This window comes from Chitinophaga qingshengii, from assembly GCF_014529935.1.
GTDB classification, from domain to species: domain Bacteria; phylum Bacteroidota; class Bacteroidia; order Chitinophagales; family Chitinophagaceae; genus Chitinophaga; species Chitinophaga qingshengii.
Genome location: NZ_JACVFC010000004.1, coordinates 503,277 through 516,586, shown reverse-complemented (window position 1 = coordinate 516,586; position 13,310 = coordinate 503,277). Strand labels below are relative to the sequence as shown.

Sequence of the window (13,310 nt, the reverse complement as noted above, 5' to 3'; positions counted from 1 at the left end):
GATTAAAGTGTGATGTTAAAGCCTGCGTTATAGGTGGGCATTACCGGCAGGTAACGGCCGCCCGTACGCAGGTTTGCGGCTTCAGGATCTATTCCCAGTCCATTAAACCCGATATAGAACAGGTTATCTGCCTGGAAACGGATACGGGCATCCGCTATCTTAGCTTTTCTGATCCATTGTTTGGGCAGCGAGTAGCTCAGTGCCAGGTTGCGCGCCTTAATGTAGGAAGCACTCACTACATTTTGATCACCGTAACGATAATAAGCAGGACGGAAACTGGTTCTACGCGGATCGTATTCCCAGGAAATACGGGGCACATTCGTGTACTGTTCATCACCCGGTTGTTTCCAGACTTTATCAGCCACGCCGCTCAACAGCGTACCGCTATTAGGCTGGATCTCAATAACGGCCGCATCGCCGCGCATGACATTACCCAGGTGGTAAACGAACATAAAGGAGAACTGGAAATTGCGCCAGTTGATGTTATTAATCAATGCGCCGCTGAAAATCGGAACAAGGGAACCACTGTATACTGCGATATTAGGATCAGTCACCGCTACGTTGGCAGCGACACCATCCAGTGTATATATCATCGGTTCGCCGTAATTATTGAGTCCGGCATAGGGATAACTATACATGCTCTTATACGGCTTGCCCTCCAGGAAATTACTTCCGTTCTCCGCATCAGATATTAAAATGGAAGCGGTGCCTGGTTTGAGGTCCACACGGGTCACTTTGTTTTTATTATAGGAACCGTTGAGGGTAACATCCCAACCGAAATTACGCTGGCGAATAAGCTGCCCTTTCAGCATCAGCTCCACACCTTTATTCTCCATGGCGCCGTTGTTGATAATAGCAGAAGCAAAACCCAGCGCCGGATCAATGGTGACAGTAGTCAACAGGTCATCGCTTTTTCGCTTATACACATCAATTGCACCAGACAAACGGTCCTTCAACAAGGCAAAGTCAACACCGAAGTTGGTGGTGGTAGTGCGCTCCCAGCGCAGATTTGGATTAGGCGGCGATTTAATATTCCCTATCTGGTTGTTCGTTAAGGTGTTCAGGGTATAAGAGACTGTCATAAACGGCCCGGCATCCTTTGCCACATTACCATTGATACCGTAGGAAGCCCGCAGTTTCAGGAGATTGAGCCAGGAAATATCTTCCATGAATTTCTCTTTGCTCATGATCCAGCTGCCACCTGCAGACCACATCGGCCGGTATTGATAAGCCGGATTGGTACCAAACAGGTTGGAGAGGTCATACCGGATACTGCCGCTAACCATGTACTTCTCATCGTAGGTATAGCTGCCGTTTCCGTAGAAAGAGAAATAACGGTTGATGGTCTCTCCTTTTGTCAGCAGATCTTTATAACTGTATATCCTTCCTGAACGCCTGTTTAGCCCGGTGATACCGTTGAGCAGTTCCGCCGGGTTATTGATCGGCACATATTGCAATGTGAGCGGGTCGTAGCCCCACATAGCCATAAAATCCCGGTTATTTTTTAATTCACGGGTTTCAGATCCGGCAATGGCAACGATTTCATGGCTACCGAAAGATTTGTTCACATTCATCTGGTTACGCAGCGTATAGGCGCGCAGGTAGTTATTGAATGTACGGTAGCCGTTGCCCTGCGGGAACTTATTCGCCACATTTCCTTTGGTGTCCAGGTAGGTGAAACTATTCAGCTTATCCCGCATATAGTAGGATTCCGCCTCCAGGAACTGTTCGGATTTCCCGCTGTTCTTTTCATACTGGAACATGCCTTCGTAGGAAATCCAGGGACGTATTCTGGCCGTTAGTTTGCCGTAAACACGGGTTCTCAGGTCCAGTTGCCGTACCTGGTTGTAGTTTTGTTCATCCTGCAACACCTGATCGATTGAATTGAGATTGTATTTTTTATAGTCGGCTATTTCGTCGGTCCGCAGCCGGTTCCGCAGTGGCAGCGGGTTACCGTTCTGATCGAAGATGGGCTCGAAGGGCAACTGGTCGTTGATCGCATCCGGCAGGTTCATCGCATCTGCGCCAGGGCCTTGGGAATCGCCATAATTCAGGAACACGCCCGCTTCCGCTGTCAGCCATTTGTTAACGGTCAACACATTGCGCAGGTTCAGGCCCAGGTTTTTATTGTTATCGCTGCGTTGATATCCCTGTTCATTGCGGAAAGTGGCGGAAAAGTTAAAAGCATTACCGGTAGTAGCTTTGGAGAGGGACAGGTTATATTGCTGATTAGCAGCAGGACGCAACAGCTGCAACACCTGTTTGTTGTACAGATTCATCCCCCGCAGCTGATTCATTTGTGCATCCGCTTCCTCCCGCGTAATTTTCCCTTCTGCCAGTTGCAGCATGATCTCCACAGCCGGTGTAACAGCGCCGGCATAGTTGCGCAGGCGGCTGGCCTCCTGTAACGGATTGGCTTTATATCCCGGGTTGTTGTCAAAATAATTTAGCGTGAGGTCTACCATTTCACTGGCACTGGCTTTCTTCTGATAGGAAAGGTCATACTTCGGTTTCACGGCAAAGTCGCCCGAGAAGGCAATACGGGTGGTACCTGCTTTGGCTTTTTTGGTGGTGATAACGATAACACCATTAGCTGCCCGCGCACCATAGATAGAAGCTGCAGCAGCATCTTTCAGCACGGTGATATTCTCAATATCTTCCGGGTTGATGTTGGGAATAAAATCTTTCAGTTTCATGGTATTGATGTCATAGGCCGTATTTTCCACCGGGAAACCGTCGATCACATATAAAGGCGCACCAGTGGCTTTGAACGTACTGGTACCACGGATACTGATATCACCATTATAGCTGACCACACCTGGCAACGTACCTTCCAGCACCTGTTTCAGGCTGGAGATACGGCGTTTCTCCAGGTCGGCAGCTTTTACGGTAGCAAAAGCACCGGTAGCGCGCTCTTTGGAGATGGTCTGATAACCGGTAACCACCACTTCATCCAGTGTTTTGCTTTCCAGGAATACGTTGATCATAGCGCGGGTACCCACCAGCTCCCGCTTCCGCTCCATGCCGGCATAGGTAAAAATCAACGCCATAGCATTCACCGGCACGCTGATAATATAATAACCGGTATTATCGGTGACCGCCCATTTCTTTCCTCCTTCCAGCTGAATGGTTACACCCGGCAGCGGTGTATTGGCGTAGTCTTTCACCAGACCGCTGATAGTACGAGTTTCTTCATCGGCCGGTGTAGCGCCGGGAACCAGGCTCTCCGCCTTCTTCTCTTTGTGCTGACGGGCTACAATGGTGTAATGGTTTTTGTCTACATACAAAAACAGCAGCTCAGCAGGATACAGGATGCTTTTCAGCACTTCTTCCACCGGGCGGTCTTTCATACTTTCTACCACTACGTTGGTGGTTTTGTTTTTCAGCAGAGCGCCTTCATACATAAAGGTAGTGCCATAAATAGCGGTCACCCTTTCCAGTGCATATTGTACCGGCACAGGCGCTGCTGTGCGGATGACGCGTTGTTGTGCCCTTGCCACAACACTGGTGAGTAACAGTACGCATAGGTACAGGAAGCCACGAAGGCTTTGTCTGGTACAAATCCTCATTGATCTTGGTTTTTATATTGATCTGTTTAATATCCGCGCTGCCCGTTATCTTTCAGGTACAGCGTATCATTGTTCTTTTCAATTTTTACATTCAGTATTGCAGACAATTCAAACAATACATTATTTACATTATCCAGGGATAACGTCCCTTCCAGGGTGCGGTTGGCAATGGATGTATCTTGCAGTATGATGGTAAAACCATAGGTATCCTGCAATGCGTGTATAATATCCCCGACAGTGGTTTGTTTTAATAACATTTTATGGTCGCGCCATGCCAGTGCAATGTTGGCGTCAGCGGTATTTTTCAGCAGCTGCTGTTGCTGATTGTTATACGTAGCTTGTTCATTTGGTTGCAGTATCAGTATTTGTTCTTTTTCGGGAGAAGAGACTTTTACCTTCCCTTTTTGCAGGTATACCTCGGTAACGCCTCTACGCCGTTTTACATTGAAGACAGTGCCCAGCACTTCTATCTTCACGTTGCCTGCATGCACCGTAAAGTGCTGCGCGGCGGGCATTTCAGCATGCCTGACATCGAAGAGGGCTTCACCATCCAACCATACTTCCCGACGGCCATCTTTCCAGGTATGGTAGGTCAGCGTGGAGTGAGCGTTCAGAATAACCACCGATGAGTCGGGCAGTTTCACCCGGACTTGCTGACCATAGCCGCTTTCCACCCGATGCACACCTGAGGATTGCAGGAAGTACCAGGCTGTCAATATCAGTAGCGGTAACAGTACTGCCGCCGCCAGCCAGCGTTTGCGGTAGCTCCTGGTAATAGGCAACACCGGTGTTGCCGTAGTGATACCGGCCTGTATCTGCGCCCATACCTGTGCCTTATCTCCTGTTGCAGGGGTGATACGTTCCAGACAGCAAATAGCCTGTAATGTTTCCACCGCCTGTTCCATCGCCGCTGCATTGGGTGGCGCGCCGTCCCGGTAAGCCTCCCAGAAGGCTGTCGCCTCCGGTGTGGCATACCTCACCCACTCCCGGAAGAAGGCATCTTCCAGAAAATCATCTTTCGTAAATAAATAATAGTTCTTCTCCAATTATCAGTTCTTCGTTTGCAGCACAGTAATCATCACAGGAGCGTTAGTAACAACAACCCCATGCTCCAACAGAACACAAGGAATTCGCAAAACACCCCACTTTTTTTCAATTTTTTTATAATTTTTTAATTAAAACTTATAGAAGTACTGATTTTATTGACATTATATGCATGTATATTTTTCATATTTATTTATGATTATATGAGAGCGGAACAACCGGGTACGGCTATACATTTTTTTGTACATTTAGCCGATTAAGCGGGAGATGGACCTTTTAACAGTAACTGACACTACACTCTGGACAGCCATACAACAAGGCGATGAACAGGCGTTCGCTCAACTGTACGACCGTTATTTTGAACGGTTGTATGAGTATGGTATGCGATTGCATGCCAACGATGATGTAGTGAAAGATGTGATACAGGAATTATTCATCAAACTGTGGACAAACAAAGAAAATCTTAGCACCACGGTAGATGCCCGTCCCTACCTGTTTGTAGCGCTACGCGGCACATTGTACAACCGGCTGCGTCCCCGGCGGAATGCCATACTTGTGGCCTTCGATCAGCAGGAACATGATTTCCTGGCCCACTTCTCTACCGAGCACGCCTATATTAAAAAGGAACAGCTGCAGGCCAAACATCAGCAGTTATTACAGGCGTTGAATCAACTCAATGCACGCCAGAAGGAAATCCTGTATCTCCGTTATTTCGAGGAACTGGATTACGATCAGATTGCCGGTATTATGGGCATTTCGGTGAAAGGCGCCTATAAACTCTCTGCCCGCGCACTCAAAAACATGCGGGAGCTGCTGGGTATTTCCACTGCTATCCTGCTCACACAGCTTGCAGCATTAAAAACAGCCATTTATCCTTAGCAGCTTGACATAAAGCCCCGTGATTGATATTTTTACCAGCTAAACAGTTATTATATGAGAAAGATATGGCTGACAGGCGTGTTATCCCTGCTCATGGGCGCAGCAATGGCACAGGCGCCGTTGCAGGTAATGACATTCAACATCCGGCTGAATACCAAAAGCGATAGTCTGAATGCATGGCCTTACCGGAAAGAAAAAGTAGCATCGGAAGTATTATTTCACCAGGCCAATACCCTGGGAGTACAGGAAGCACTGTTTGACCAGATGGAAGACCTGCGCCGGCTTTTACCTGGCTACAAATCCATTGGAGGCGGCCGTGAAGACGGCAAAAACAAAGGCGAGTTCTCCGCGATCTTCTATGATACGACGCGGTTGCAATTACTCAAAACGGAGACATTCTGGTTATCAGAAACCCCGGAAGTCCACGGCAGCAAAGGCTGGGACGCCGCTATTACGCGTATAGTAACCTGGGGCCTGTTCAGGGATAAACAAACCAAAAAGATATTCTATCATTTTAACACTCACTTCGATCATATGGGCAAAGTGGCACGCCGTGAAAGCGCCCGCTTCCTGTTACAACAGGTACATAAGATTGCCGGCAACACACCGGCTGTTATCACGGGCGACTTCAACGCCACTCCGGAAGATGAGCCTATCCGCGTAGTGATGGACAATAACAATCCCCTGCATTTCACTGATAGCAAAAGTATCAGCGTAACGCCGCACTACGGGCCTACCGGCACTTTCAACGGATGGCACCCGGCTGAAGTAGATGACCAGCCTATCGACTATATTTTTCTGAAAGGGAAATTTAAGGTATTACAACATGCTTCCATCTCCCAAACATGGGGCGGTCGCTTTGCATCCGATCATTTTGCCGTATTGGCGAAAATCATACTGCAATAATTAAAAACAAAGAAGGCAGGGAAATGACAAGCACCTTTCCCTGCTTCTTTGCAAGCTTTTTGCCGAATAGTTTACGTTCACAATCAATCGTGGGTGTGTTCAACGCTCATGCTGTTTTCCAGTGCGTCCACCACTTTGTTATGCAGGTTTCCGTTAACGTCTACACTGATTTTAAGTTTTCCACTGGTGAAAGAGCCGGTGAAATCACCCACCTGCAGTTTGGTTAAAATCAGGTCCATTGAAATTTTGAGAGAGCCTTTCCAGTCGATTTTTTTGTCTGTCACCACCACATCTTTTCCTTGCGCCTGTAATTCGATCACGCCGGAGAGCAGGATTTCCATCGGGATTTTTTTGCCATCCCAGGTCAGGAATCCTATTAACCTTACTGCAGGATCTTTTTTGTCGCCTTCCACTCTGGCATACACTTTCACCTTTTGATAAGTGCCCAGCGGGATTCTGATAGCGCCCAGTTGTGCGGGGATTTGTTTCAGGTCAATCTGACGGTCTGTTTTCAGCTTAAATTCCAGTTCATCTTTTCCGCGTTTGGCGTCGAAGCGGATTTCCCTTAAGCGGGCAGTGGCGGTGTCCCACGTAATGTCGAACCCTCCGGAAGCCTTGGCCATGGAGGCATCGCCGGTAATGGCTGATAAACGGCCCGCGGCATCGGGTGTTAACGTGTACGTTGGATTTACCGCAGCGATTTCGTAGTTGATAGATGTAGAGTCCTTCACATCAGGCGTTGGTTGCTGATCAGGCCCCGACATGTCTTTTGAACATGATGCGAGCATCATGGATGCAATGCCAAGCGCACCGCAGAATTGTAGGATTCCGGTTTTCATATTGATATGGTTTTAAATGACTACTTGGGGAAATATTGGCCATAAAAATAAACAAGAAAACCGAAAAAAGAACAGATGATGTATTAATTAAAAATAAAAAATCCGGTTGCGTGACGCAACCGGATGAATATATGATGTCGCTTCCCTATTGGGAAACAGGGGTAATACGTGTAGGCGTTGACGTTCCATTCACAATCGTTCCTGAACTCACCGCAATCGCTTTAATAATATCTGTAATGTTTTTAACATCGAGTGTAGACACCTCATCTTTCACGGTATGATAGTATTTGTCTTTATCAATCTGCGTGGTAGAGATCGTATGGGCAGGCACGCCCAATTTGGCCAGGTTAGCGTTGTCTGAGCGATAAAACAGGTTTTGCTCCGGATAAGGATCGGGATAAAAACGGAAAGCAGAACCACTCAGATTCTTTTGCAGGATCGTACCAAAATCTGATTTTTCAAACCCGGTAATAAACGCGCTGTTCTTACCAAATTTGGATTCCTTACCGATCATTTCAATGTTAAACATCGCGACTACTTTCGCAGGGTCCATTTGCTGAGAGAAGTAAGCAGAACCGTAGCCACCCATCTCTTCTGCGGTGAAGGCTACAAAAATCAGCGAACGGGCAGGCCGTTTCTTCTTATAATAATCTGCCAGCATAATCACCGCGGTGGTACCGGATGCATCATCATCCGCACCGTTGGCGATACTGTCACCATCAACCGGCGGTAATATACCCAGGTGATCATAGTGACCGGAATAGATCACATATTCATCTGGTTTGGCTGCACCTTTGATCATCCCCACCACATTGGTGAATTGTTGTGCGTGAATGCTGCGGGTTTGATCTACTGACCAGTTATCATCCGCCTTCAACGGTTCTCTTTCCAATATCAGCACCATTTGCCGGGTGGCCGTATCGGCGGGCACTTCCTGCTCGGTAGCATACATACGGCTGGAGATAGAGCCTTCCAGATTAGCCAGATAGGCATCTAAGGAAGGAGCCAGCCAGGCCACTATGTTCTTTTGCATGGACTTGCGTTTGCCTAAAACAGCACGCAGCTCATCCGCATTAGTCACCTTTATTTCCAGGCATTGGGCGGTATCCCGGTGCAGCTGTACATGCCTGGAGGCGCCTATTGTCAGTACCGGCCAGTTTTGGGCAACACCGTTCACCGTCAGCGTAGTGGCTACTGTATGAAGACCATAACGGGAAAAACTTTGCAGGTAATTTTGTTCACCGGACAACGGTGCTAAACCAGCTTTCCTAAATTCATTGCTGATAAAGGCAGCAGCCTTGTCAATAGAGGGCGTTCCCGATTGACGGCCCTGCATATCGTCGGCCGCCAGCGTGTTAATAATGCGGGCTACTTCTTTTTGCGATATCTGCTGACCGTAAGCGGAGGTAAGCATACATCCCGCAGCCAGCGATAAAATCATTTTTTTCATGAGCAGTCTGGTCTTTTGTCTTTTTGGTTGTTTAGCGGTGGCATCAGCCGGCTGTAAGATACAGTCATCTGTTTTACCAGTATACAATGCTAAGGATTTTCCGGCGGGTTGCATTAACATGTTTGTAGGATACCGCAATCGGCTGCATTTAATTTGGTATTTTTGATCAGTATATTATGTCCAATCCGCAATTAAGACCAGAAGAAAATAAACTCAGTGCCGCTGAGAAGGAGTTTGAGAACAGTATCCGGCCCCGGGAAATCATAGATTTTTCGGGCCAGGAGCAGATCATCGAAAACCTGAAGATATTTATCAAAGCCGCCAAAATGCGGGATGAAGCGCTGGACCATGTTTTGTTCCACGGTCCTCCCGGACTTGGGAAAACCACCCTGTCGCGCATTGTGGCCAATGAGCTGGGCGTAAATATCCGGGAAACCTCCGGGCCGGTGATCGAAAAACCTGGTGATCTGGCCGGGTTGCTGACCAACCTGGAAGACAAGGATGTACTGTTCATCGACGAAATACACCGGCTGAGCACCGTGGTGGAAGAATACCTGTATTCCGCCATGGAAGACTATCGCATCGATATTATGATTGATACCGGGCCTAATGCCCGTTCTATACAGCTGAACCTGCATCCTTTCACGCTCATCGGGGCTACTACCCGTTCAGGGTTGCTCACCGCTCCCCTGTTGTCCCGTTTCGGCATCAAGTCGAGGATGGAATACTACAATGCCGCCACACTACAGAAGATCATCTGGCGTGCAGCCGGTCTGTTAGGGACTAAAATCACTTCTGATGCCGCCGGAGAGATTGCCCGCCGTTCCCGTGGTACCCCCCGTATTGCCAACGGCCTGCTGCGCCGCGTGCGCGACTTTGCCATGGTAATCGGTAACGGGGTGATAGACCTGGAAATAGCGCAACTCAGTCTCAAAGCCCTCAATGTAGATGAATACGGCCTCGATGAAATGGATAACCGTATTCTGCGGGTGATCATCGAAAACTTTAAAGGCGGACCGGTAGGTATCACTACCATTGCTACTGCGGTGGGAGAAGAAGCCGGTACCCTGGAAGAAGTATATGAACCGTTCCTGATCCAGGAAGGTTTTATCAAACGTACGCCCCGGGGCCGTGAGGTAACGGAAAAAGCGTATGTGCATTTGGGTACTACACCGTTCAGAGGTGGCTCCAATCTGTTATTCTGATCAATCCAGGGATCTGCATAAAAAAAGCACCCACCGTGTGGGTGCTTTTTTATAAAACACAATATGTTATTCACTTCAATCTTCGCTAACCAGCGAAAATCATGTATTCCACGGTTACAGTTCTTTCACTACCAACCTAAACCCGTTACCATGAATATTCACGATCTCGATATTCGGATCGTCTTTCAGGTATTTGCGGAGTTTAGCGATGTATACGTCCATACTGCGGCCGTTGAAGTAGGTATCGCTGCCCCATATCTTTTTGAGGGCCAGTTCCCTTGGCAGGAGGTCGTTTTTATGTTCGCAGAGCATGTGCAGCAGTTCGTTTTCCTTAGGGGAAAGCGTGTGGCTGTCGCCGTTATGGGCGAGGGTGCGTAAGCGGGAGTTGAAGGCGTATGAACCGATCTGGAATTCGTGTTGTTCTTCTTCCTTGCTGTTCAGTTCCTGGTTGCGTTTCAGGATGGCTTTGATTTTCAGCAGCAGCAGTTCGCTGTCGAACGGTTTGGCGATATAATCATCGGCCCCCAGTTTATAGCCCTGGATGATATCTTCCTTCATGGTTTTGGCAGAAAGGAAAAACAGCGGGATATCGGGGTCTACGTCCCGGATTTCTTCCGCCAGTTTGAAGCCGTCCATATTGGGCATCATAATATCCAGCAGGCAGATATCGAATTTTTCGCGGCGGAAAGCGGCCAGTGCCAGGATGCCGTCGCGGCATAATTCCACATCGTAATCATTCAATTCCAGGTAGTTTTTAAGTACCATGCCCAGGTTGGTATCATCTTCTGCCAGTAATATCTTCGGTTTACGTTCTTCCATAATCATAAAGGGTTGATTATAACAAATATAAAGTTTTTCTGCGGCCTGAAAGGTCGGTAAATTTTGGACGGCCACAGCCCAAAGAATTGTTAAATCTATTCATTTTCAGGCCGGTAAATATTTTATCGTTGTTTGATCAACGAACTAAAGGGGTAGCGGAGGTGATTGTAATTAACCATGTCTACAATAATATTCCCTACGGAGATGGGGCTTTCTACCCGCAGCGGTACCTTATTACCATCGTCGCTGACCCATACCGCCATTTTCTCTCCACCCTCAAAGATGGTGCCTTTGATCAGCAGGGGCTTGAATTTGATAGCCCTGAATTTGCCGAAGCGGGTATTGACTTCTTCTTTACCAAGATACCGGATATAGATATTATACACCTGGTCATCCAGGAACATGGCGAAAGGTATTTTATCGCCTTCCTTGTATTTGGAGAAGTCGATATTGCGGGCGTAGTAGATGGCGCTGATAACGTCCTGCACACAGGGTGGTACGGTAAAGGTACCGTTGGTACTGGTGGCCTGGTGGGCTGCCTGGTTAAATATGACGTTGTTATAAATTTTATAACCGCCTTCGTTTACATTGCGGAGGAACTTCAGTGGCTGCATGGTGGCCGTGTCAAGCCAGGTTTCGTACTTATCGCGTACTTTAAAGATCCAGTCGTACGCGCGGAAGGTGCGGCCATCGCCGGTGATGTGGTATACATCGCGGTTAGCGAAATGTTCGAGGGCGACAGTAAAAACGGCCTCCCCGGCGCCGACGTACATCTTACCAAGGTTATACATCACCTTAAAAGTGATGGTTTCTCCCACATTAAAACTGGTATTACGGATAGAACAGAATTCATTTTGCGCACGAGCGGGGGTTACACAGGCGAAGCATAAGATGATGAGTAGAAGATACCTCATTGCTGGAAGCTATTTGTCCTTAAAAATTTTTACACCCAGGAGCAGCACACTTCCCATTACTGCCGGTAAACAAAGGTTGATTAACCAGATACCACCGGTGGCTGCTATAATAACGGCCGTATTAGTGCTGAGCAATCCGAGAAAATAGATGCTGACTTTGCCACGGATTCCCAGCTCTGCGATCGCAATGGTAGGCACCATGGCCATTACCAGGTAGATTACGCTATTGAGCAGAAAAGCCTGCCACCACAAAAACTCCAGACCCAGCGCGTCCAACAAAATCAAATACTGTGCCGAGAAGACCACGTACCGGATGGCTGAAAGCAGCAACAGGTAACGTAAATCGCTGGCAGAGTAGCGTACTATAATCTGTACAAACACCTTCGCTTTTCGCAGGAATTTGACTTTTTCAAATACAGCCAGAATAATCTGTAGCCGAAAATATAACAATATCGTCAGCACACAAATTACTACCAGGATACCAAACACGATTTTCTCCCAGAAATTAGGGGGGAAATAGCTGTTTTCCTTTACCAGCGTAAAGTTGTTGAGATAATAAAGCATACCTATTAACCCAAAAATAACAGTCACAATCAGCTGGCTGAAGCTTCCTACAATGGTAGCAGCGATAGCTTTGAGCTTATTATGGTTTTTCAGGTACAGGATACGCCCACCGTATTCGCCTATACGATTAGGGGTATTGATAGAAAGGGATACCCCCGATAGAATGGCGCTGAAGGCTCTGAGAAAAGAGATAGGCTCGAGGGGGCGGACCAGCTTTTGCCACTTTCTGGCTTCCAGTCCCCAGTTAAAGAACATCAGCAACAGCACCAGTAATAGCCCCATCCATCCTTTCTCCTGCAGCGTTCTGCTCATATGCTGCAGTGATTGTTCCAGGTTTTCCCGGTGGGTCAACTGGCTATAGATGGAGTATGCCAACCAGGTAAAAAGCCCTGCTCCTAATAAGTAATTGAGAATTATTTTGGTACTTTTGTTCAGATATCAAGATTTTTGCAAAAATATACTGTGGTTGGCAAACAAGGCAAAAATAATTCTAGGCATTGACCCCGGCACCCTTGTAATGGGATATGGACTGATTCAGGTGGAAGGAAAAAAAGCCAGTCTGATAGACATGAATGTCCTGAAATTATCCCGGACCAAGGACCATTACGAACGCTTACAACTGATTCACGCCCGCGTAAATGAATTGATCAAGGAGTTCAAACCATCCTGTTTTGCCATTGAAGCGCCTTTCTTTGGGAAGAACGTACAGAGTATGCTCAAGCTGGGCAGGGCACAGGGAGTGGCTATTGCTACCGCTATGCACGCCGGCCTGGCAGTAACGGAGTATTCACCCAAGAAGATCAAACAGTCTGTCACCGGCAATGGTAATGCTGATAAGGAACAGGTATGGCTGATGCTGCAACGTATTCTCAGTATCGCCGAACGTCCCGACTACCTGGATGCGACCGATGCACTGGCAGTTGCCGTTTGTCACTTCTACCAGGAAAGCAGCCCGCTGGCCGCCATCAGTAAAGCCAAAGGCTGGGAACAATTTTTGCAAAAGCACCCGGAACGGATTTCACGGTAGCTAAAAGGTTATTTCATAAATTCGTAAAATGTAGTTACTTTGTTTGAAATTGTTCATCCTGAATAAACGGCTAACCCGGCCATAGCCGGAAAAT

The 13,310-nt window shown here is 47.6% G+C and carries 11 protein-coding genes; 4 read left to right on the top strand and 7 right to left on the bottom strand.

The genetic code is table 11. The annotated features are described in order from the left end of the window. Positions 1-2 precede the first annotated feature (2 nt). On the bottom strand, positions 3-3,569 hold the full coding sequence (locus ICL07_RS26515; protein WP_188091073.1) for a SusC/RagA family TonB-linked outer membrane protein: 3,567 nt from the start codon (positions 3,567-3,569) through the stop codon (positions 3-5). A 26-nt stretch (positions 3,570-3,595) separates the two neighbouring features. Next, the gene (locus ICL07_RS26510; protein ID WP_188091072.1) at positions 3,596-4,615 is read right to left on the bottom strand and encodes a FecR family protein; all 1,020 of its coding nucleotides are present in this window, start codon (positions 4,613-4,615) and stop codon (positions 3,596-3,598) included. Between the two features lie 265 nt (positions 4,616-4,880). On the opposite strand from ICL07_RS26510, the gene ICL07_RS26505 reads away from it, so the two are divergent. Both ICL07_RS26505 and ICL07_RS26500 read left to right on the top strand, forming a co-directional pair. Further along, positions 4,881-5,492: an RNA polymerase sigma factor gene (locus ICL07_RS26505; RefSeq protein ID WP_188091071.1), complete on the top strand. Its 612-nt coding sequence runs from the start codon at positions 4,881-4,883 to the stop codon at positions 5,490-5,492. Positions 5,493-5,546: 54 nt separating this feature from the next. Beyond that, complete coding sequence (locus ICL07_RS26500; protein WP_188091070.1) at positions 5,547-6,398, top strand: endonuclease/exonuclease/phosphatase family protein; 852 nt, start codon at positions 5,547-5,549, stop codon at positions 6,396-6,398. A gap of 83 nt (positions 6,399-6,481) precedes the next feature. Here ICL07_RS26500 and ICL07_RS26495 read toward each other — a convergent pair whose 3' ends face one another. Next, on the bottom strand, positions 6,482-7,237 hold the full coding sequence (locus tag ICL07_RS26495) for a hypothetical protein (RefSeq protein WP_188091069.1): 756 nt from the start codon (positions 7,235-7,237) through the stop codon (positions 6,482-6,484). A 145-nt stretch (positions 7,238-7,382) separates the two neighbouring features. After that, positions 7,383-8,687, bottom strand: coding sequence for a M28 family peptidase (locus tag ICL07_RS26490; protein ID WP_188091068.1), 1,305 nt, complete (start codon positions 8,685-8,687; stop codon positions 7,383-7,385). Positions 8,688-8,863: 176 nt separating this feature from the next. Between ICL07_RS26490 and ruvB the strand changes: the two genes are divergently transcribed. After that, complete coding sequence (gene ruvB, locus ICL07_RS26485) at positions 8,864-9,892, top strand: Holliday junction branch migration DNA helicase RuvB (protein ID WP_188091067.1); 1,029 nt, start codon at positions 8,864-8,866, stop codon at positions 9,890-9,892. Between the two features lie 114 nt (positions 9,893-10,006). Here ruvB and ICL07_RS26480 read toward each other — a convergent pair whose 3' ends face one another. The 3 genes from ICL07_RS26480 to ICL07_RS26470 form a co-directional block, all read right to left on the bottom strand. Further along, a complete protein-coding gene (locus tag ICL07_RS26480; protein WP_188091066.1) occupies positions 10,007-10,711 on the bottom strand; it encodes a response regulator transcription factor in 705 nt (234 codons plus the stop codon). A 122-nt stretch (positions 10,712-10,833) separates the two neighbouring features. Further along, a complete protein-coding gene (locus ICL07_RS26475; protein WP_188091065.1) occupies positions 10,834-11,625 on the bottom strand; it encodes a DUF3108 domain-containing protein in 792 nt (263 codons plus the stop codon). Between the two features lie 9 nt (positions 11,626-11,634). After that, on the bottom strand, positions 11,635-12,603 hold the full coding sequence (locus ICL07_RS26470) for a lysylphosphatidylglycerol synthase domain-containing protein (RefSeq protein WP_343071127.1): 969 nt from the start codon (positions 12,601-12,603) through the stop codon (positions 11,635-11,637). Between the two features lie 52 nt (positions 12,604-12,655). On the opposite strand from ICL07_RS26470, the gene ruvC reads away from it, so the two are divergent. After that, entirely contained in the window at positions 12,656-13,216 is a 561-nt protein-coding gene (gene ruvC, locus ICL07_RS26465; RefSeq protein WP_188091064.1) for a crossover junction endodeoxyribonuclease RuvC, read from the top strand. The last annotated feature ends 94 nt before the right edge of the window (positions 13,217-13,310 follow it).

Excerpts from the sequence above, each read along its gene's own strand:
- ICL07_RS26490 (WP_188091068.1), bottom strand. The coding sequence starts at position 8,687 with ATGAAAAAAATGATTTTATCGCTGGCTGCGGGATGTATGCTTACCTCC.
- ICL07_RS26475 (WP_188091065.1), bottom strand. The coding sequence starts at position 11,625 with ATGAGGTATCTTCTACTCATCATCTTATGCTTCGCCTGTGTAACCCCC.
- ICL07_RS26495 (WP_188091069.1), bottom strand. The coding sequence starts at position 7,237 with ATGAAAACCGGAATCCTACAATTCTGCGGTGCGCTTGGCATTGCATCC.
- ICL07_RS26480 (WP_188091066.1), bottom strand. The coding sequence starts at position 10,711 with ATGGAAGAACGTAAACCGAAGATATTACTGGCAGAAGATGATACCAAC.
- ruvB (WP_188091067.1), top strand. The coding sequence starts at position 8,864 with ATGTCCAATCCGCAATTAAGACCAGAAGAAAATAAACTCAGTGCCGCT.
- ICL07_RS26505 (WP_188091071.1), top strand. The coding sequence starts at position 4,881 with ATGGACCTTTTAACAGTAACTGACACTACACTCTGGACAGCCATACAA.
- ICL07_RS26515 (WP_188091073.1), bottom strand. The coding sequence starts at position 3,569 with ATGAGGATTTGTACCAGACAAAGCCTTCGTGGCTTCCTGTACCTATGC.
- ICL07_RS26500 (WP_188091070.1), top strand. The coding sequence starts at position 5,547 with ATGAGAAAGATATGGCTGACAGGCGTGTTATCCCTGCTCATGGGCGCA.